The organism is Corallococcus sp. CA053C, from assembly GCF_003611675.1.
In the GTDB taxonomy this organism is placed as follows: Bacteria; Myxococcota; Myxococcia; order Myxococcales; family Myxococcaceae; genus Corallococcus.
Genome location: NZ_RAWA01000006.1, coordinates 47,611 through 67,825, shown reverse-complemented (window position 1 = coordinate 67,825; position 20,215 = coordinate 47,611). Strand labels below are relative to the sequence as shown.

Below are 20,215 nucleotides of genomic sequence, written 5' to 3'. Positions count from 1 at the left end.
GCGCGTCCCCATGGTCCCCCCACCCGCGTCCCATCCGATGGAGGAGGAGTGGTTGTGGGGATGGGACCCCACGCCCGGCATCGTGTCCGTGTGGGCGGAGCCGGACGGACGCGCCTTCGTGTGGAAGCGGCAGCCGGGGACCCCCGCGCGGATCCGCGAGGACGCGCGCTACCGGCCGTGGCTGCTGCTCGCGTCGCTCCAGGACCTGGAGCACCTGGGCCCGGGGCTCCAGCCAGAGGGCCCGTCATCCACGGCGGGTGCCACGGGCGTGGTGACGTTCCGCGAGCTGGAGGGGCCGGGGGCGCTGCGCTACCGGGTGAGCGCGGACGACGGCCGGGCGCTGGGGGCCGCGGTGCTCCGGGGCGCGTCGGCGCGACTGGGCCAGCGGGTGGGCCACCTGCGCGACCTGGGCGCGCACGCGGTGCTGGTGCTGCCCCCGGAGGAGCAGTACCTGGTCGCCACCGGGCGCACGTACTTCCGCGACCTCGTGTTCGACGACCTGCGCCGCCTCCAGTTCGACCTGGAGACCACCGGCCTGGATCCGGCGACGGACCGCATCTTCCTCGTCGCGCTGAGGGACCCCGAGGGCCGCACGGAGACGCTGGAGGTGACGGCGGACGGCGACGCGGGCGAGGCGGACCTCCTGCGCCGGCTGGTCGCGCGCATCCGCGAGGCGGACCCCGACGTGGTGGAGAACCACAACCTGCACGGCTTCGACCTGCCCTTCCTGGACCAGCGCGCGAAGCGGCTCAACGTGCCGCTGGCGCTGGGCCGCGCGGGCCTGCCAGGACTTCGCCACCGGCCCTCCGCGAGGGGCGCCGCGCTCGGACGGGGACCGGGAGGCCGCGAGGCGGACGCCATGCGCCGCGCGCGCTACACCGTGCCCGGCCGCGAGTTCATCGACACGCTGGACGCCGTGCGCCGGCACGACTTCTCCGCCCGCGACCTGCCCGGCCACGGGCTCAAGGCGGTGGCGCGGCACCTGGGGCTCGCGGGGCCCGAGCGCGAGCTCATCCCCGGCGCGCGCGTGTACGAAGTCTTTGGCAAGGATCCGGAGCGGGTGCGCCGCTACGCACGCGACGACGTGACGGAAGCGGCGGGGCTGGCGCACCTCCTGGGCGGCGCGGCGTTCGCGCTCGCGCGCATGGCGCCCCGGCGGTACGAGCGGCTGGCGGACGCGGGCCCGGCCACCGGCGTGTTGGATCCGCTGCTGGTGCGCGCGTACCTGCGAGCGGGCGCCGCGCTGCCCGCGCACGAGTCCGGCGACGGCACGTCCCACAGCGGCGCGGCGCTGCACCTGTTCGCCACCGGCGTCGCGCGCCACGTGGTGAAGGCGGACGTGGCCAGCCTCTACCCGTCGCTGATGCGCCAGTACCGCATCGGGCCGAAGCGCGACCGGCTGAACGTGCTGCTCGCGCTGGTGGACCGGCTGGTGGATCAACGGCTGGACGCGAAGGCAAAGGGGAAGAAGGCCCCGCCCGGCTCCCCGGAGCGCTACACGCACGAGGCGCTCTCCGCGGCGATGAAGATCGTCATCAACTCCGCCTACGGCTACCTGGGCGCGGTGGGCCTCACGCGCTTCTCGGACGTGCACGCCGCCAACGAGGTGACGCGGCACGGGCGCGAGGTGCTGGGCCTGCTGTGCCGCGAACTGGCCGCCCGGGGCGTGACGCTGCTGGAGGCCGACACGGACGGCGTCTACTTCGCGGTGCCGGACTCCTGGACGGAGGCCGACGAGCGCCGCGTGGTGGCGGAGGTCGCGGCCCTGCTGCCGCCCCGCGTGCGCCTGGAGTTCGACGGGCGCTACGCCGCGATGCTGTCGCACGAGCCGAAGAACTACGCGCTGCAACCCTACGCAGGGCCCCTCCTGCTGCGCGGCGTTGCGTTCCGCTCCAGCCGCGCGGAGCCTTACGGAGAAGACTTCCTGCGCCGCGCCCTCCAGCACCTGCTCGACGGGAACGTCAGCGCCGTGCGCGACACCTACGTGGACACGGTGATGGCGCTGCGCCGTCGCCAGGTGCCCACCTTCGAGGTGACGGCCCAGGTGCGACTGACGAAGGCGCCCGCGCAGTACCTCGCCACACGCAAGCAGCGGCGGGAGCTGCCCTACGAGGCCCTGCTCACGAACGGCCGCGAGCACTGGGCCCTGGGCGAGCGCGTGCGCGTCTACCGCGCCACCAGCGGCCGCGCGGGCCTGCTGCCGGAACCGGATGCCGAGGACGGCGAGCCCACGCCCCGCACCGCGCACGGAGCCCCGGCCGGCGATGATCCGCGCGACTACGACGTCGAGTACTACGTGCGCCTGCTCAAGGACACCTTCGCGGCCCGGCTCGCGCGAGGGCTGGGTGCTGAGGACTTCGCCACGGTGTTCGCCGACCCCGAGCAACCCTCGCTCTTCTCCGCTTCACTCGCCGACGCACGGCCCGTGCTCAACGTGGTCCGCCAGCCCCGCGGCCCGGAGTTCGGAGAGGCCCCGCAGAACGCCGACGCCGAGCCCGACGTCGCTCGTTGAAAGTCGTTGGAACTCCGCGCTTCTCACCGTGACTGGAACCTTGGCGTGTCGCGGTTCAGGGAGAGTCGTGGGGTGGGTTCTGCTACAGTGCGTCAACTTCGATGGCTTCCCAGTTGATGACCCGTCCCACGCCCCGCGCGCTGGTCGTTCCCGGCACCGTGGCGCTGCTGCTCCTGCTCCCCTTCCCCATCTACTGGAGCGCGGTCATCCACCGGTATGGCCTGCGCGACGACTACGCCATCCTGCGCGAGGCGCGCGAGGAGCCGGGGAAGATTCTCCGCGTCTGTGCCTCGCAGGGCCGTCCGCTCTACGGCTGGATGCTGGAGGCGTCCGCGCGCGCGGCGGGAGGCATCGACGGGCTGACGGGGCTGCGCCTGCTGGGGGTCGCCGGGCTGGGCGTGCTCGCGGCGGCGGTCTTCCTGATGCTGCGCAAGGAGGGCTGGCGCACCGCGTCCGCGGCGCTCCTGGCGGGGTTCCTGACGCTGACGCCGTCCGCGCAGGTCATCGCCAACTGGGGCATCTGCTGGCCGCAGGCGGTGGCGCTGATGCTGGGGCTGACGGCGTTCGCGCTCGCCCGACGCGCCATCGGCCGGCCGGAAGAAGCAGTGTCACACCCGGTGCGCTGGGCGGTGGCCGCGGTGGGGGCCATGTGCGCCGCGACGCTCATCTACCAGGTGAGCGGGCTGTTCTACGCGGTGCTGCTGGCGGCGGCCCTGGTGGTGCGGCGCGACACGTCGCTGAAGGACACCGCGCGCTGGATGGCCAGGCACCTGTGGGTGATGGGCCTGGGGCTGGCGGTCGCGTACCTCATCACCAAGGTGACGTTCGCCACGGGCCTCTTCACGCCGTCCACGCGGATCGTCTTCGAGAAGCACTGGGTGGACAAGACCGTCTGGGCGCTCACGCACGTGTTCCCCAACGCGCTCGCCCTGTCCGCGCTCAACGAGACGCTGGGCGGCGACATGGACGGGTACTGGGCCATGGTGGTGCTGACGCTGACGCTGCTGGGCGTGGGCGTCGCCGTGGAGGGACGCCGCTCGGGGCTCATCGGCGTGGGGCGCTGGCTGCTGGCGCTGGTGACGCTGTCGGCCGCGGCATACTCGGTCAGCTTCCTCGCCGGAGAGCGCTGGCCCACGTACCGCACGCTCAACGCGCTCACCGGCGTGTGGGCCGTCTTCTTCGCCGCGTCGCTCGTGAACCTGGGCACCGTGTGGCCCCGGCACGGGCCGCGCCTGGCCACGCTGCTGCTCACCGCGTTCGTGGGCTTCAGCGCGCTGCTCGCGCATGAGCAGTCCCTGGAGCTGTTCGCGCTGCCCCAGGGCCGGGAGCTGGCGCTGATGGAGGAGGGCGCGAACCTCGTCGTGCCGGCGTGGAAGCCGCGCGTCTTCGTCCTCACCGCGAAGCAGACGGACTCCTCCGCGCCGTTCCGCTACCTGGACGAGTTCGGCTCCGTGTCCGTGGACTCCGAGTGGGTGGCCAAGGAGATGCTCAAGGCGCTCGTGAAGGAGCGCTTTCCCCGCGAGCATGACGTCAGCGGCCTCTACCGCTTCGCCGCCGGCCCCGTCGCCCCGGAGCCGCGCAGCTACGACATCCTCATCGACATGCGGCGTCAGCACGTCAGCGCCGCGCGCCCCGTCGTCCAGCAGCCCCGTTGAACTCGCGCACCCGCGGACCGCCGCGTGCCGGGATGAAGCGCCCGGTGCCGGAGGTTTCAGGCTCCACGCGGTGGGGTTCGTCCCCGCCGTGGGAGCACCCCTGCCGTGCGCAGGACCTCCCACCCGGATTTCCGGGGAGACGTGTGGATGGGCGGCTTCCCTGGCCTCTCTCGCGTCGACGCGTGCAGGTTGGGCCCCACCCGGGGCGTGAATCCGGGTAATGAATCGTCACGGATGTCGCCAGTGCTCCTGCCTCCCCTTCCGCCGCCGCGAGCCCCGAGGGCCGTAACGTCCCGCGTCGCGGAAGGACGCCCGGGCTCCCCCCGGACAGAGGGGACTGGCCTCGATGCCGGCTGACCGTCCGGCGCGTCACGACTGGGTGTACCTGGGCGCGGACTGGGCCCAGCACCTGCGCTCCGCGCTGAGTGCGGAAGTCCTCCGGCAGGTGACGGAGTGGCGCGAGCACGGCCGGCCCTTCGCCGTCGCCCGCCAGGACCTCCCGGACCAGGACGACGAGCTGCGACTGGGCCTCACCCTGCCCGACCGCCGTCACCTCTCTCTGCACGTGGGCCTGCCCGCCATGGAGCGCTGGCTGCCGCCCCCCACGCTGAACGAGACGCGCGCCACGGCGCCCGAGGCGTGGCGCTCCGCGATGGAGGACGTCATCGCCCTGGGCGCCGCGCTGGACCTCACGGTGCGGGTGTTCGGTTCGCTGGCCTGGCAGCACCGCTCCGGCGTGTCCTTCCTGCGGCCGCTGTCGGACGTGGACCTGCTGTTCGCCCCCGCGCGCTACTCCGACGTGGAGCGGCTGCTCTTCGGGCTGGAGGCGGTGTCGCGCCGCCACTCGGTGGTGCGCCTGGACGGCGAGGTGGTGCTGCCCGACGGAGGCGCGGTGTCCTGGCGCGAGCTGGCGCTGGAGCCGGAGCGCATCTGGGTCACCGGCCCCCGCGGCGCGAGCCCCCGCACGCTCCGTGAGCTGCGCGCGCTGTTCCCCGCCGAGTCCTGATCAGTTGCGCGTCACCGCCACGTCATCCACCTGGAGCCACGTGTCGCCCGCGTTCGCCCACGTCCCGGCGTACACCTCCACGGAGTGGTTCGCGCCGGAGTCGAACGTGACGCTCAGCTGCGTGTAGCTGCCCAGCGGCTGCGTGAGGTGCGTCTCGTTGAGGACGGGACCTGCGTTGAGCGTCCGCGCGCCGAAGTAGCCGTCGTTCTGGTTCGCGGACGTCTTCACCCAGCCCGTCAGCGTGTAGCGCGTCCCCGGCGTCACCGCGACCTCCTGCACGATGGCGTTCCACCCGCTCGAGTTGCGCACCCACGCGTTGTTCGCGCCCGTGCGCGCGAAGCCCAGCCCCCGGTCGATGCCCGCGCCGCCGTGCGCGGACCACGGTGAGGTGGGGGTGCCGGACGGCTGCTGCTCGAAGCCTCCCTGCGCCACCAGGTTCGCGCCCCGCGTGAGGCTCACGTCATCCAGTTGCGCCCAGGTGTCGCCGCTGTCCGCCCACACGCCGCCGTACACCTCCACCACGGTGTTGGCGCCGGAGTTGAACGTGACGGCGCGCTCCGTCCACGTCCCCAGCGCGCCGAAGGGCGCCTCCCCCAGGATGGGGCCATTGCCCGCCGCGCGCGCGCCGAAGTAGCCCGCCGCGTTGTTGGGCGACGTGCGCAGCCAGCCCTTCAGCGTGTAGTCCGTGTAGGGCTGCACGACGACGCTCTGCTTGAGCGCGTTCCAGCCGCTGCTCCCGCGCACGAAGCCGTTGTCCTGCCCGGTGCGGGCCTGGCCCACCGCCCGGTCGATGCCGCCCCCGCCCGCGAGGTACCAGGGCGCCATCACCGGCGTCGCGCCCTGCGTCTCGAAGCCCGGCTCGGACAAGAGGTTGTCCCCCTGCGTATCCGCGGTGAGCGACGCGCGCAGCAGGAACGTGTTGTAGGGCGTCCACTGCGAGCTGATGAAGTACAGCTCGCTGGCGGTGTTGCCCCAGGGGTGGATGAACGCGTTGTAGATGCCGGGGAACGCCGCGCCGGTGGCCAGCAGCTTCTCCCCGCTCCACGGCCCCGTCGGCGTGCCCGCGTCGCGCAGCACGACGGCCTGCCGGTGCTCGTTGAGGTACGTCATCAGGAAGCGGCCCAGCGCCGCGTTGTAGGCGACGGACAGCTCCCCCGCGATGCCGATGACCACCGGCCGCGCCGCCGCCTGGGACGCGGACCAGCCATTGCCGTCCCAATAGCGCCAGGCATTGATGTCCAGCAGCGCGCCCTCCGGCACCCGCGCCAGGTGCACGTTGCCAAAGCGGCCGTTGGGCGTCCCGTACAGGTAGACGAACCCACCGTTCTTCACGAGCGCCGCCATCTGGAACGGGTTCGTCCCCGCGGCGTTGTTCACCCAGCGCGCGGTGGGGTGCTTCACCCAGCCCTGCCCGTTGTCATCCGAGTACGCGATGCCCGAGTAGTTCGTGAACCACTGCCCCGGGTCGCCCCAGTGCCGCACGGACATGTAGTGGATGTAGTGGCGCGCGCCCACGGTGACGCCCGCGGTGGGGATGACGGTCATCTCGTCGTTGTCCACCTTGCGCGACGGCAAGATCTCCTTCGCGTGCCGGGGCGCGTCCTGGATCATCGTGGTGAAGGTGAGCCCGTTGGACAGCGTGGTGTCCGCCGAGCGCGCCAGCACGTTGCTTCGCCACCCACCGCCGCACCCGCCATTGCCGCACCAGCCCGCGCCGAAGGTGTCCCCGAAGAGGACGAACACCTCGTTGCCGCCCTTGTCCCAGACGATGCCCAGGTCCGTGCCGTACACCTCGTAGTTCGTGTGCGTCTGGTTCGGGTTGGGCAGCACTTCCCCCGCCGGCGTCGCGCCCGTCACCCGCGCCACCTTCGTCACGTTCGTCGGCGTCACCGCCTCCGCCATCCCCGCGCCCCCCAGCAGCACCACCGCCTGCACCACCACCGCCCGCTTCCACGTCGTCGTGCGTCGCATGCGCTGAGCGCCTCCCCGTTGTGAGCCTGGATTCAAAGCAAAACGGCAAAAGCGCGATTCTATCCAAGGGGTGGAGCCCACGCGAACGCAGGGGGACTCCACGCCGGGGAGTGAATACGGAGCCGCTCTGGACGTCCGAGCCGCGCGGCCGCGCCCCGTCATCCCCTGTCGTTCCAAATCACCAGGAGGGGGGTGCTTCCGACCTGCGGGGGGCGCGGGAGGCGTCACCCCCCTGGACAAACCTGCAAGACCCTGAACCCCGAGGCCCGCGTGCGCGCTTCACCAGCAAAAACAGCGCCTTGGCGGGGACGCAGGCCGTGGGGCAGAGCGGCCCCCCGCTTCCCTGCTGGCTTGGGTCTGACGCCCAATTGTCACCCTGTGGATGGTTTGCTAAAGGTTGCCATTGGGAGCGCTTGGGGCCTCCCCGTCAAGATGATGGGATTCACCATTCAGCGCTGGGCCGCATGGGCCCCTGGCCTCGTGGAGCCGGCCGCCTGGGAAGCCTGGCTCACGACGCCCCACGCCCTTCCAGCCGAAGGTACGCCCGCGCTGACGGAGATGCCCGCGATGATGCGCCGCCGGGTGGACCGGCTGGGACGCATCGCGTTGCAGGCCTCCTACCAGGCCCACGTGGACGCTCCCGACGCGCCGGTGCTCTTCGCGTCGCGCTACGGCGACCTGGGCCGTTCGGTGGAGCTGCTCACGCAGCTGGCGCGCTCGGAGCCGCTGTCGCCCACGTCCTTCAGCCTGTCGGTGCACAACGCCATCGGCGCGCTCTACTCCATCGCGCGCGGGGACCCGTCCTCCTACGGCGCCATCGCCGCGGGCGAAGAGACGGTGGAGGCCGCCTTCACGGAGGCGTGTGGCCTGCTGGCCGACGGCGTCCCCCGGGTGATGGTCGTCATCTACGACGAGCCCGTGCCAGCCCCCCTGCAACACTTCTCCGAGTCACAGGGCCTGGAGTTCCCGCACGCCTGGGCCTGTCTCCTGGCCGCCAGCACCGGCGCGGATGCCCTCCACCTGGGCTGCCACGCCGGCACGCAGGCCGCGGAGGCTCCCGAGGCTCCTGAGCCTCCGGAAACGGACGGGCTGCCGGCGGACCTGCGCGCCCTGCGCTTCCTGGTGACGGGCGCGGCTGGAGCCTCGCGGTGGGAGCACCCGGTGGGCGCGCGGCGCTGGCGGTGGGAACGTCATGCTTGAGAAGCTCGAGCGCGCTTGGCGCATCTTCGCGACGGGGCTGTCCTTCGCCACCTTCGGGCTGGGTGGACTGGCGCTGCGCCTGCTGTACTTCCCGCTGCTCCAGCTGTTCGTGCGCGACCCGGCGCGGCAGACGCGGCTGGCGCGGCTGGCGGTGCACTACTCCTTCCGTTTCTTCGTCGGGTACATGCGCTTCCTGGGCGTGCTGCGCTACGAGCTGGAGGGGGTGGAGAAGCTGTCGCGCCCGGGGCTGCTCATCCTGGCCAACCACCCGACGCTCATCGACGTGGTGTTCCTCATCTCGCTCGTGCCCAACGCGGACTGCGTGGTGAAGGCGAGCCTGGCGAACAACCCGTTCATGCGCGGCCCCATCCGGGCGACGCGCTACCTGTGCAACGACTCCGGGCCCGGGCTCATCCAGGACTGCATCGCGTCCGTGAAGGCCGGCAACAACCTCATCATCTTCCCGGAGGGCACGCGCACCCCTGTCCACGGGACCATGCAGCTGCAGCGCGGCGCCGCCAACATCGCGGTGCGCGGCCCCTGCGACATCACGCCCGTCACCATCCGCGTCGAACCGCTGGGCCTCTCCAAGGGCGTGCCCTGGTGGAAGGTGCCCGAGCGCCCCATGCACTTCACCATCCGCGTGGAGGACGACATCCCCGTGTCGTCCAAGGACGCGGACGCGGGCGACGCGGCGAAGGCCGCGCGTCAGCTCACCACCCGTTTGCACGACCACTTCTCCCGGGAGAGCCAGGGCCATGCTGGAGCTTGAACACGAAATCAAGCGTCTGGTCATCGAGACGTTGAACCTCGAAGACCTCAAACCGGATGACATCGATCCGGCCGCGCCGTTGTTCGTCGAGGGGCTGGGGCTGGATTCCATCGACGCCCTGGAGCTCGGCCTGGCGCTGCAGAAGTCCTATGGCGTCGTGCTCGCGAGCGACTCCAAGGAGAACCGCCGCCACTTCGCCAGCGTGCGGGCCCTCGCGGATTTCGTCAGCACCCATCGCACCAAGTCCTGATCCCTATGAACCAAAGCGGAGCCGTCATGACCAAGCACGAGCTGTTCGAGCGCCTGAGCGCCATCCTGCAGGAAACCTTCGACATCGAGCCGTCGCGCATCATCCCGGAGGCGCGGCTGCACGATGACCTCGACATCGACAGCATCGACGCCATCGACCTGCTGGTGCGCCTGAAGCCGGTGGCCGGCCAGCGCGTGCCGCCGGAAGTCTTCCGCTCCGTGCGCACGCTGCAGGACGTGGTGGACGCGCTGCACGGCCTGCTCGGCAGCGACTCCGCCGCCGCGTGAAGCGGCTGCGTCCGGTGTTGTTGGGGCTCCTGAGCCTCGCGTACCCGCCGCTCGTCTATCTGGGCCTGGGCCACTTCGAGCCCCGCTGGATGGCGCTGCCCCTGGCGGGCATGGCGGTGGTGCGCGCGGTGGCGACGCGGGAGAAGATGTGGCTCGCGGCCGCCGTGGGGGCGCTGGTGCTCGCGGGGTCCAGCATGCTGGGCAACCACGCGCTGCCCTTGAAGCTCTACCCGGTGCTGGTGAACAGCGTGCTGCTCACCGTCTTCGCCACCAGCCTCGCCTATCCGCCCAGCGTGATTGAGCGGCTGGCCCGGCTCCGGGAGAAGGACCTGCCGCCCTCGGGCGTGGCGTACACGCGCCGCGTGACGCAGGTGTGGTGCGGCTTCTTCATCCTCAACGGCGGCCTCGCGCTCGGGACCGCGCTCTGGGCGAGCGACGCCACCTGGGCGCTCTACAACGGCCTCATCGCCTACGGCCTCATGGGCCTGCTCTTCGCTGGCGAGTGGGTGGTGCGGCAGCGGGTGCGCGCACGGCACGCCCATGGCTGAGCCGCTCGCGCTCGAACACCTCCTCGTGCACGGCCGTCCCCCGGGTCACCCCGTGGCCCGCCGCGACGAGCGGCTGCTGGACTTCGCCGCGCTCCGGGCCCGGGCCGCGGGCTGGTGCGCCGCGTTCCACGCGCACGGTGGCCTCCGGCACGCCCTCTTCCTGGAGGACGCCTTCGACTTCGCCGCCGCGCTCCTGGGCGCCTGGCACGCGGGCGTGTGCGTCTACCTTCCCGCCGACGCGCGCCCCGCGACGCTGGAAGCGCTGCGGGCTCACGTGCACGGCTTCGCGGGCAGGGCCCCCGCCGACCTGACCGCCGTGACGCCCCTCCCGGACGCCGCCGCCGCGGATTTCCGCCCCCTGTCACCGGACCTGGCCGCGCTGGTCGTCTACACGTCGGGCTCCAGCGGTGAGCCCACCGCCATCCCCAAGCGCCTGTCGCAGCTGTCCCGCGAGGTGGCGACGCTGGGAGCGCTGTTCGACGCGGAAGCGGGGGACGTGCCCGTCGTGGCCACCGTGTCGCACCAGCACATCTACGGGCTGCTGTTCCGGGTGCTGTGGCCGCTGGCGTCGGGCCGGCCCTTCGACGCGCACGGGCTGCCGTACCCGGAGGACATCGTGGCCGCGCTCAAGGCGGGGCCCGCGCTCCTGGTGGCGAGCCCCGCGCACCTGAAGCGGCTGCCGGCATCGCTGGACTGGCCCGCGGTGCGCGGGAACCTGCGCGGCCTGTTCTCCTCGGGCGGTCCGCTCAGCCCCGAAGCGCTCCAGGCCTGCCGCGACCTGCTGGGCCGGGCGCCGGTGGAGGTCTACGGCAGCTCCGAGACCGGAGGCGTCGCGTGGCGCAGGCGGGACACCGACGACGCCGCGTCGTGGCGGGTGATGCCGGGCGTGGAGGTGCGCACCGGGACGGGCGCAGCTGACGATGATGAGGTGCTGGCCGTCCGCTCGCCCCACCTGGACCTGCCCGAAGGCGCGTGGTTCACGACGGAGGACCGGGCCCGGGCCGTGCCCGGCGGCTTCGACCTGCTGGGGCGCCGCGACCGGCTGCTCAAGCTGGAGGAGAAGCGCGTGTCGCTGAGCGCCATGGAGCGGACGCTGGTGGACAGCGGACTGGTGCGCGAGGCGCGGGTGCTGCCCCTGTCGGACGGCCACCGGGTGACGCTGGCGGTGGTGGCGGTGCCGGACGCGGCGGGCTGGCGGCTCCAGGAGACGGGGGGCAGGCGCTCCCTGAACCAGGCGCTGCGCGAGAAGCTGGCCCCGCATTTCGAGTCCAGTGCCTTGCCGCGCCGGTTCCGATATCTGGAGGCCATGCCGGTCAACCCGCAGGGCAAATCCACCGAAGCGGCGCTGGCCGCCCTCTTCGACCCCCGACGTCCTCCGTTCCAGGTGCTGGAGCGCACGGCCGAACGCGTGCTCCTGTCCGTGGAGGCGCAGGCGGGCTCGCCGTACTTCGACGGGCACTTCCCCGGCACGCCCATCCTGCCCGGCGTCGTCCAGCTGGAGTGGGCGCTGCTGCTGGGGCGTGAGCACTTCGCGCTGCCCAAGGACTTCCTGCGGCTGGAGACGCTGAAGTTCCAGCAGGTCATCCCGCCCGACACGCGCCTGACGCTGGAGCTCACCTGGGCGGCGGAGTCCGGACGGCTGGGGTTCAAGTTGACGTCGGACGCGGGCTCCCACGCCAGCGGCCGCATCGTGCTGGGTGGAGGGGTGGGATGAAGGTCTGCGCGGTCATTCCGGTCTACAACCACGGCGAGGCCGTGGGCGCGGTGGTGCAGGCGGTGCGCGGCCATGGGCTGCCGTGCGTGCTGGTGGACGACGGCAGCGAGCCCGGCTGCGCGGCGGTGCTGGACGGGCTCGCGCGCGAGGACAGCACCGGCGTGGAGGTGGTCCGCCTGCCGCAGAACGAGGGCAAGGGCGGCGCGATGATGGCGGGCCTGCGCGCGGCGAAGGAGCGCGGCTACAGCCACGCGCTGCAAATCGACGCGGACGGCCAGCACGACGCCAGCGACATCCCCCGCTTCATCGAGCTGGCGAAGGCGAGCCCCGACATGCTCGTGTGCGGCACGCCCGTCTACGACGCGTCGGTGCCCAAGGGCCGGCTGTACGGCCGCTATGCCACGCACATCTGGGTGTGGATCAACACGCTGTCGTTCGCCATCCGCGATTCGATGTGCGGCTTCCGCGTCTATCCGCTGGCGCCCACCGTGGCGCTCATCGACTCGGTGCGCATCGGCAAGCGGATGGACTTCGACGTGGAGGTGCTGGTGCGCCTGTTCTGGCGCGGCATGCGCATCCTCAACCAGCCCACCAAGGTGCGCTACCCCACCGACGGCATCTCCCACTTCGACGTGCTCTGGGACAACGTGCGCATCTCCGGCATGCACGCCCGGCTCTTCTTCGGGATGCTGGTGCGGCTGCCCCTGCTCCTGTGGCGGAAGGTGGCGAGATGAAGTCCCGCCACTGGGCGGAGATGGGGGAGACGACCTTCGTCGCCGGCATCTGGGTCCTGTATTGGATCCACCGGCTGCTGGGCCGCTGGCCCTTCCGCCTCTGCCTCTACCCGGTGGTGCTGGTGCACTGGCTGAGCCGGCCCCTGCTGCGCGACGCGTCGCTCCAGTACCTGGACCGGCTGGAGGTCGCGACGGGGGCCCTGGGCCGCAAGCCGCACTGGCGCGACAGCGTGCGCCACGTGGTGTCCTTCGCGGAGACGATGCTGGACAAGCTGCTCGCCGTCAGCGGGCGCTACCGCTTCGAGCGCGTGCGCACCGAAGGCCGCGAGGAGCTCTACCAGGCGGCGAAGACGGGCCGGGGCGGCGTCATCGTCACCGCGCACATGGGCTGCCTGGAGCTGTGCCGCACCATGGCGGAGCGACACGGCGAGGTGAAGCTCAACATCCTGGTGCACACGCTGCACGCGGAGCAGTTCAACCGCCTGCTCAAGCGCCTCAACCCGGAGAACGACTTCCGGCTGATGGAAGTCACCGACATGGGCCCGGCCACCGCCGTCGCCCTCAACGAGCGCGTGGAGGCTGGCGAGTTCGTGGTCATCGCGGGCGACCGCATCCCGGTGAATGCCAGCCAGACCGTGCGCGTCGACTTCCTGGGCCACTCCGCGCCCTTCCCCGTGGGGCCCTACGTGTTGGCGTCGCTGCTCAAGTGCCCGCTGTACCTGCTCGGGTGCATCCACGAGGGGGACGGCTACACCATCCACTTCGAGCGCCTCTTCGAGCGCGTCGTCCTGCCCCGGGGCAAGCGCGAGGCCGCGCTCACCGACTGCGCGCGCCACTATGCCGGCCAGGTGACGGCGCTCTTGAAGCGCGCGCCCTACGACTGGTTCAACTTCTTTCCCTTCTGGGATCAGGTGAATGTCTCCGCGAAGCCCCCCACTCTCTGACCTTCCCGTGCGGTTCGACGGCGGACGGCTGACCCTCGAGGACGTGGGCGCGCTGGCACGGCGCGAGCGCCCCGCCGAGCTGGGCACCGCCCCCGCCTTCCGTCAGCGCATCGCGAAGGGCGCCGCGTTCCTGGACCGGCTGCTGGCGGAGGACGGCGTCATCTACGGCGTCACCACCGGCTACGGCGACTCCGTGACGGTGTCCATCCCGCCCGCGCTCGTCGCGGAGTTGCCGCACCACCTCTACACGTACCACGGCATCGGCGCGGGCCGGTTCCTCACGCCCGAGGAGACGCGCGCGGTGCTGGCCACGCGGCTCGCGTCGCTGTGCCAGGGCTTCTCCGGCGTGGGCGTGGCGCTGCTCAGCCAACTGGAGCTGCTGCTCCAGCACGACGTGCTGCCCATGATTCCCGCCGAGGGTTCGGTGGGCGCGAGCGGCGACCTCACGCCCCTGTCCTACGTGGCGGCCGTGCTCTGCGGCGAGCGCGACGTGTGGCACCGGGGCGAGCGGCGCCCCGCGGCGCAGGTGCTGTCCTCGCTGGGCATCGCGCCCCTCAAGCTGAGGCCGAAGGAGGGGCTGGCCATCATGAACGGCACCGCCGTGATGACGGCCCTGGCGTGCCTGGCGTGGGAGCGGGCGGAGTACGTGTCCCGACTGGCCACGCGGCTGACGGCGTTCAACGTGCTGGCGAGCGCCGGCAACGCGCACCACTTCGACGAGACGCTCTTCGCGGCCAAGCCCCACGCGGGCCAGCAGCGCGTGGCGGCGCGGCTGCGCGCGGACCTCGTCACGGACCGGCCGCCGCGCAACGAGCAGCGGCTCCAGGACCGGTACTCGCTACGGTGTGCGCCGCACGTCATCGGCGTGCTGGAGGACGCGCTGCCCTTCTTCCGCACGCAGATTGAAAACGAGCTGAACAGCGCCAACGACAACCCGCTCATCGACCCCGACGGCGAGCGCGTGCTGCACGGCGGCCACTTCTACGGCGGGCACATCGCCTTCGCCATGGACGGGCTGAAGACGGCGGTGGCCAACGTGGCGGACCTGTTGGATCGCCAGCTCGCGCTCCTCGTGGACCCGCGCTTCAACCACGGGCTGCCCGCCAACCTCTCCGCGTCCACGGGCGCGAGGGCGGCCATCAACCACGGCCTCAAGGCGGCGCAGATCAGCGTCTCCGCGTGGACGGCGGAGGCGCTCAAGCAGACGATGCCCGCGTCCGTCTTCTCCCGCTCCACCGAGTGCCACAACCAGGACAAGGTCAGCATGGGCACCATCGCCGCGCGCGACTGCCTGCGCGTGCTGGAGCTGACCGAACAGGTGGTGGCCGCGATGCTCATCGCGGCCCGGCAGGGCGTCACCCTGCGCCAGCGGTTGGACCCGGAGGCGAAGCCCGGCCCGGCGCTGGCCCAGATGCAGGCGGACCTGGAAGAGCGCATCCCCCTGCTGGTGGAGGATCGCGCGTTGGATGGGGAGTTGCAGGCGCTGCTCGTCGCCATCCGCCGCCGCGAGTGGAGGCTGCATGAAGCCTGACCTGAGCTGCGAAATCGAAATTGATCCGCCGTTCCACGACCTCGACATGATGGAGATCGTCTGGCACGGGCACTACGTGAAGTACCTGGAGCTGGCGCGCTGCGCGCTGATGCGCCGGTACGACTACGACTACCCGCAGATGCGCGAGTCCGGGTACGGCTGGCCCGTCGTGGACATGCGGCTGAAGTACGTGTCGCCCATCTCCTACAAGCAGAAGATCATCGTGCGCGTTGAGATCACCGAGTGGGAGAACCGGCTGCGCTTCGACTACGTGCTGCGCGACGCGGCCACCGGGCGCAAGGTGAACCAGGCCCACACCATCCAGGTGGCGGTGTCCCTGGCGACGGGGGAGATGCAGTTCGTCTGCCCGGAAGTGCTCTGGAAGAAGCTGGGAGTGTGGCCCGAATGAAGCCCCTCGTCCTGTTGACCTGCGTGCTCGTGGGCCTGAGCGCCCACGCCGCGGACCTGGTGAAGGACGTGCGCGCGCGACTGGTGGATGCGCCGCTCGTGCGCGGGAAGTTCGAACAGAAGAAGACCGTGGCGGGCTTCAAGAAGCCGCTGGTGTCGAAGGGGGACTTCCTCCTCGCCCGCGACCAGGGCGTGCTCTGGAACACGCGCACGCCGTTCGCCTCCACGCTGACGCTCACGCGCAAGTCACTGAGCGCCGAGCAGGGCGCGGGCGGCGCGGCCTACCACCTGGACTCCACGAAGGAGCCGGCGCTGGCGGCCGTGAATGAATTGCTCTTCGCGCTCCTCGCGGGCGACGTGGCCACGCTCCAGCAGCGCTTCAAGGTGGAGGGCGCGCTCGTCGGCCCCACCGGCTGGAAGCTGGAGCTGACGCCCACGGACGCGGGGCTCGCGCGCGTCTTCAAGCACATCCGCATGGAGGGCGACGGATACGTGCGCCAGGTGCAACTGGAGGAGACGCGCGGGGACACCAGCGTCATCCTCTTCGACGCGCTGGCGCAGACGCCGCCGCCGGATGCCACGGAAGCCGAACGCCTTGGCAAATAAGCTGGCCATCCTCTGGGCCCTGGTGGTGCTCGCCGTGGGCGTGCACCAGGTGTCCTTCTGGCGTGCGGCCCACCTGGACACCGACGTGCTCGCGCTCCTGCCGGAGGACGAGCAGGCGCCGCAGGTGGACGCCGCCACGCGCAAGCTCGCGGACGAGGCCGGCCGGCAGGTGGTGCTGCTGGTGGGCGCGAAGGACTGGGCCTCCGCGCAGAAGGTCGCGGACGAGGCCACGCGCGCGATGGAGGAGTCCCGGGACGTGCTGGAGCCCGCGGTGGTGGACACCTCCGCGCTCGACCAGGCGGTGGACTTCTACCGGCCTTACCGGGACCGGCTGCTCACGCCTGCACAGCGGCAATGGCTCACACGGGCGACGCCGGAGGAGCTGGGCGGCACCGCGCTGATGAAGCTGTACCAGCCCGCGGGCGCGCAGCTGACGGACTGGAACGTGGATCCGCTGGGGCTGTGGCCGGACTGGTGGCAGGCCCGTGCGGCGGAGACGTCCGCACGGCCGCGCGACGGGCGCCTGTGGCTGTCAGGTGAAGGGCGCGAGTGGGTGCTGCTCACCTGGAAGAGCAAGGTGTCCGCCTTCGCGCTGGGAGACGGCGCGCGTGTCACCACCGCGGTGGCGCGGGCGCGGGCTCGCGTGGAGGCGGCGGTGCCCGGTGGACGCCTGGTGGCCGCGGGCGTGCCGCTGTACGCGGAGGCCGCCGCCGCGCAGGCGAGCTGGGAGATGTCCACCATCGGCTTCGGCTCGCTGGCGGCGGTGCTGCTGCTGGTGTGGCTGACGTTCCGCTCGCTGCGCCCCATCCTGCTGGTGGGCGTGTCGCTGCTCCTGGGCTGCGCCGTGGCGCTGACGGTCACCGCGCTCGTCTTCGACCGCGTGCACCTGCTCACGCTGGTGTTCGGCTCCAGCCTCGTGGGCGTGGCGGAGGACTACGGCTTCCACTACTTCGCCGCGCGCCAGGGCAAGGCCCCTTCCGAGCGCGGCCCGGTGATGCGCTCGCTCCTGCCCGGCATGGCGCTGGCGCTCGTCACCAGCGTGGTGGCGTACCTGGCGCTGGGCGTCGCGCCCTTCCCCGGCCTCCGGCAGATGGCGGTGTTCTCCGCCGCCGGCCTCACCGCCGCGTTCCTCACCGTGGTGTGCTGGTTCCCATCGCTGGACCGGGGCGCGCTGCCCGTCACGGCCTTCTCCGAGCGCTTCTCCGCGTCCATCACCCGCTGGCCGCGCGTCGCGTCCACCCGGGGCTGGTGGCTGACGGGCGCGGTGCTCGCGGTGCTGGTGGCCGTGGGCATCTTCCGGCTGAAGCCCCAGGACGACCTGCGCCAGTTGCAGGGCGCGCCTCCCAACCTCATCGCCGACCAGCGCGAGCTGGGGCGCCTCTTGGGACTGCCCAGCCCCGCGCAGTTCTTCCTCGTGGAGGGCGACAGCGACGAACAGGTGCTGGCGCGCGAGGCGGTGCTGAAGCAGCGGTTGGATCCGCTCGTCTCGGAGAAGGTGTTCGCGGGCTACCGCGCCGTGTCCGACTGGCTTCCCTCCGAGGCCCAGCAGCGCGAGGACGCGGCCCTCAGCGCTCGCGCGGAAGCGCAGGCCGTGGCCGCGGTCGCCACCTCCACGGGTGAGGCCCCCACGCGCGCCGCGTTCGCGCAAGGGCCGCTCACCCCCGCGCGCTTCCTCTCCGGGCCCGCCGCCGCCGCCATCCGGCAGCAGTGGCTGGGGACGCTGGGCGCCCGGCAGTACAGCGTGCTCATGCTGCGCGGCCTCCATGATCCGAAGGTGCTGCCCCGGCTGGAGGCCGTCGCGCACGGGCTGGAGGGCATCCGCTGGGTGGACAAGACGGCGGAGATCTCCGGGCTGCTCGGGCGCTACCGGCGCATCATGGGCGGGCTCATCGTCGCGGGCTACGTCGCGGTGCTGCTCACGCTGATGGCACGCTTCGGGCGTCAGGCGTGGCGCGCGTGGGTTCCTTCCGTGCTGGGCACGCTCCTCACGCTCGCCCTCTTCGGTTGGGTGGGCGCCCCCTTGCAGCTCTTCACCGTGCTGGGGCTGGTGCTGCTGCTGGGCATGGGCGTGGACTACGGCATCTTCCTCCTGGAGCACCCCGGTGACGGCTCCGCGTGGCTCGCGGTGGCGCTGGCCGGCGTGAGCACGCTGCTGTCCTTCGGGCTGCTGGGCCTGTCGGCCACGCCGGCCCTTCGTTCGTTCGGTCTCGCCATGCTGCTGGGCGAGGTCACCATCTGGATCCTCACCCCCTGTTTCCGACTTCCACCCGGGAAAGCCTCACATTGAAAACTGAATCGACGGACATCCTCATCATTGGCGCGGGCCCCTCGGGCTCCGTCGCGGCGGGCCTGCTTCGCAAGCAGGGACGTGACGTTCTCATCCTGGAGCGCGAGCAGTTCCCGCGCTTCTCCATTGGCGAGAGCCTGCTGCCGCAGAGCATGCAGTACATCGAGGAGGCCGGCTTCCTCCAGGACGTGGTGGAGGCGGGGTTCCAGTTCAAGAACGGCGCCGCCTTCGAGCGCTCCGGGCGGTACACGGACTTCGACTTCCGCGACAAGTTCAGCCCCGGCTGGGGCACCACCTACCAGGTGGAGCGTGGCCGCTTCGACCACGTGCTGGCCCAGGCCGCGGAGCGCAAGGGCGCCACCTTGCGCTTCCGCCACGAGGTGCTGACCGTGGACTTCTCCGGCGAGAAGCCGGAGGTGACGGTGCGGCCTCCCGAAGGCGAGACGTACCGCGTGCAGGCGCGCTTCATCCTGGACGCGAGCGGCTTCGGCCGCGTGCTGCCCCGCCTGCTGAACCTTGAGACGCCGTCCAACTTCCCCGTGCGCGGCGCCATCTTCACCCACGTGGAGGACCGCATCCCCGTGGGCACCTTCGACCGGAACAAGATCCGCGTCACCACGCACCCGGAGCACGTGCACGTCTGGTACTGGACCATCCCCTTCTCCGGCGGTCGCTGCTCGCTCGGCGTGGTCGCGAAGAAGGAGTACCTGGAGCAGTACACCGGCACGGACACGGAGCGGCTCCAGGCCATCGTCAACGAGACGCCGTCCCTGCGGGAGCTCCTGAAGGACGCCGTCTGGGATACGCCCACGCGCAAGCTCACCGGTTACGCGGCCAACGTGAAGTCACTGTGGGGCCCGGGCTTCGCGCTGCTGGGCAACGCGGGCGAGTTCCTGGATCCGGTGTTCTCCTCGGGCGTCACCATCGCCGTGAAGTCCGCGAGCCTCGCGGCGGCCTGTATCGCCCGGGAGTTCGCCGGGGAGAAGGTGGACTGGGAGGCCGACTACGCGAAGCCGCTCAAGGCGGGCGTGGACACCTTCCGCACCTTCGTGGAGTCCTGGTACGAGGGCGGCTTCCAGAACATCATCTTCCACCCGAACCCGTCCCCGGACGTGCGGAAGATGATCTCCGCCATCCTCGCGGGCTACGCGTGGGACAAGAACAACCCCTACGTCGCCGACAGCAAGCGGCGGCTGCGCGTGCTCGAGGAACTGTGCGCCGTCTGAGCCTCCTCCTCGCGCTCACGGGCCTCGTCGCCTGCACCACCGCGCGTCCCAGGCCTCCCGAGTCGAAGCCCGGTGAACCGCTGCCGGAGCTGCGGCTCAAGCCGGAGGCCCTGGGCGCCACGGTGAGCCTCACCCAGCGCCTGGTGTTCGCCCACGAGGCGGACCCGGGCGGCCCCCGCTCCCTGGAGGCGTTGCTGGAGGTGGACCCTGCGCTGATGCAGCTGGCGGGCTTCGCCATGGGTCAGCGCATCCTCACCCTGCGGTGGAACGGCGCCGCCCTGGAGGAGGAGCGCGACCCCCGCCTGCCCGCCCAGTTCCAGTCGGGGCCGGTGCTCCGGGACGTGCAGCTCGTCTACTGGCCGGCCGACGCCGTGCGCGCCGCCCTGCCCGCTGGCTGGACGCTGGAGGACGGGCCGGGGCAACGCACCCTGTCGAAGGACGGCAGGGAATGGGTGACGGTGCGCTACGATGGGACCCCGCGCTGGGAAGGGCGCACCCAGCTCACCAACCTCTCCGAGCACTACCAGCTCACCATCGACTCGCGCCCCGCGGACGAGTGACTGT

General features: G+C 71.7%; 18 protein-coding genes. 17 read left to right on the top strand and 1 reads right to left on the bottom strand.

Annotated elements, in window-relative coordinates; all coding sequences use genetic code 11:
* Positions 1–37 precede the first annotated feature (37 nt).
* The 3 genes from D7V97_RS01955 to mdcG all read left to right on the top strand — a co-directional run bounded on the left by D7V97_RS01955 (position 38) and on the right by mdcG (position 5,173).
* Positions 38–2,512 carry a ribonuclease H-like domain-containing protein gene (locus D7V97_RS01955; protein ID WP_120608867.1) on the top strand — a complete coding sequence of 825 codons (2,475 nt, stop codon included), beginning with the start codon at positions 38–40 and terminating at the stop codon, positions 2,510–2,512.
* 116 nt (positions 2,513–2,628) lie between these two features.
* On the top strand, positions 2,629–4,167 hold the full coding sequence (locus tag D7V97_RS01950) for a hypothetical protein (RefSeq protein ID WP_120608866.1): 1,539 nt from the start codon (positions 2,629–2,631) through the stop codon (positions 4,165–4,167).
* 346 nt (positions 4,168–4,513) lie between these two features.
* Positions 4,514–5,173 carry a malonate decarboxylase holo-[acyl-carrier-protein] synthase gene (gene mdcG / locus D7V97_RS01945; RefSeq protein ID WP_120608865.1) on the top strand — a complete coding sequence of 220 codons (660 nt, stop codon included), beginning with the start codon at positions 4,514–4,516 and terminating at the stop codon, positions 5,171–5,173.
* Here mdcG and D7V97_RS01940 read toward each other — a convergent pair whose 3' ends face one another.
* Positions 5,174–7,144 carry a DUF4185 domain-containing protein gene (locus tag D7V97_RS01940; protein ID WP_120608864.1) on the bottom strand — a complete coding sequence of 657 codons (1,971 nt, stop codon included), beginning with the start codon at positions 7,142–7,144 and terminating at the stop codon, positions 5,174–5,176. It lies immediately after the preceding gene.
* A gap of 432 nt (positions 7,145–7,576) precedes the next feature.
* On the opposite strand from D7V97_RS01940, the gene D7V97_RS01935 reads away from it, so the two are divergent.
* Genes D7V97_RS01935 through D7V97_RS01870 form a run of 14 tightly spaced genes read left to right on the top strand, consistent with a single transcriptional unit; the run spans position 7,577 to position 20,211 of the window.
* Positions 7,577–8,344: a beta-ketoacyl synthase chain length factor gene (locus D7V97_RS01935; protein ID WP_233582459.1), complete on the top strand. Its 768-nt coding sequence runs from the start codon at positions 7,577–7,579 to the stop codon at positions 8,342–8,344.
* Entirely contained in the window at positions 8,337–9,116 is a 780-nt protein-coding gene (locus D7V97_RS01930) for a 1-acyl-sn-glycerol-3-phosphate acyltransferase (RefSeq protein ID WP_120608863.1), read from the top strand. Before D7V97_RS01935 ends, D7V97_RS01930 begins: the two co-directional genes overlap by 8 nt.
* On the top strand, positions 9,103–9,366 hold the full coding sequence (locus tag D7V97_RS01925) for a phosphopantetheine-binding protein (protein ID WP_120534369.1): 264 nt from the start codon (positions 9,103–9,105) through the stop codon (positions 9,364–9,366). The genes D7V97_RS01930 and D7V97_RS01925 overlap by 14 nt, the downstream gene beginning before the upstream one ends.
* Before the next feature lie 26 nt (positions 9,367–9,392).
* Positions 9,393–9,653 carry an acyl carrier protein gene (locus tag D7V97_RS01920; RefSeq protein ID WP_120534370.1) on the top strand — a complete coding sequence of 87 codons (261 nt, stop codon included), beginning with the start codon at positions 9,393–9,395 and terminating at the stop codon, positions 9,651–9,653.
* The gene (locus D7V97_RS01915) at positions 9,650–10,201 is read left to right on the top strand and encodes a hypothetical protein (RefSeq protein WP_120608862.1); all 552 of its coding nucleotides are present in this window, start codon (positions 9,650–9,652) and stop codon (positions 10,199–10,201) included. The genes D7V97_RS01920 and D7V97_RS01915 overlap by 4 nt, the downstream gene beginning before the upstream one ends.
* A complete protein-coding gene (locus D7V97_RS01910; RefSeq protein WP_120608861.1) occupies positions 10,194–11,915 on the top strand; it encodes an AMP-binding protein in 1,722 nt (573 codons plus the stop codon). The genes D7V97_RS01915 and D7V97_RS01910 overlap by 8 nt, the downstream gene beginning before the upstream one ends.
* On the top strand, positions 11,912–12,649 hold the full coding sequence (locus D7V97_RS01905) for a glycosyltransferase family 2 protein (RefSeq protein ID WP_120608860.1): 738 nt from the start codon (positions 11,912–11,914) through the stop codon (positions 12,647–12,649). The genes D7V97_RS01910 and D7V97_RS01905 overlap by 4 nt, the downstream gene beginning before the upstream one ends.
* Entirely contained in the window at positions 12,646–13,593 is a 948-nt protein-coding gene (locus D7V97_RS01900) for an acyltransferase (RefSeq protein WP_120608859.1), read from the top strand. Before D7V97_RS01905 ends, D7V97_RS01900 begins: the two co-directional genes overlap by 4 nt.
* Positions 13,594–13,600: 7 nt before the next feature.
* Entirely contained in the window at positions 13,601–15,124 is a 1,524-nt protein-coding gene (gene hutH / locus D7V97_RS01895; RefSeq protein WP_233582458.1) for a histidine ammonia-lyase, read from the top strand.
* Positions 15,114–15,533, top strand: a complete 420-nt coding sequence (locus tag D7V97_RS01890; RefSeq protein WP_120608857.1) for a thioesterase family protein — start codon at positions 15,114–15,116, stop codon at positions 15,531–15,533. Before hutH ends, D7V97_RS01890 begins: the two co-directional genes overlap by 11 nt.
* A complete protein-coding gene (locus D7V97_RS01885) occupies positions 15,530–16,138 on the top strand; it encodes an outer membrane lipoprotein carrier protein LolA (protein ID WP_120608856.1) in 609 nt (202 codons plus the stop codon). The genes D7V97_RS01890 and D7V97_RS01885 overlap by 4 nt, the downstream gene beginning before the upstream one ends.
* A complete protein-coding gene (locus D7V97_RS01880) occupies positions 16,128–18,425 on the top strand; it encodes an MMPL family transporter (RefSeq protein ID WP_120608855.1) in 2,298 nt (765 codons plus the stop codon). The genes D7V97_RS01885 and D7V97_RS01880 overlap by 11 nt, the downstream gene beginning before the upstream one ends.
* Entirely contained in the window at positions 18,422–19,651 is a 1,230-nt protein-coding gene (locus D7V97_RS01875) for an NAD(P)/FAD-dependent oxidoreductase (protein ID WP_120608854.1), read from the top strand. Before D7V97_RS01880 ends, D7V97_RS01875 begins: the two co-directional genes overlap by 4 nt.
* Positions 19,639–20,211: a DUF3261 domain-containing protein gene (locus D7V97_RS01870; RefSeq protein WP_120608853.1), complete on the top strand. Its 573-nt coding sequence runs from the start codon at positions 19,639–19,641 to the stop codon at positions 20,209–20,211. The genes D7V97_RS01875 and D7V97_RS01870 overlap by 13 nt, the downstream gene beginning before the upstream one ends.
* The last annotated feature ends 4 nt before the right edge of the window (positions 20,212–20,215 follow it).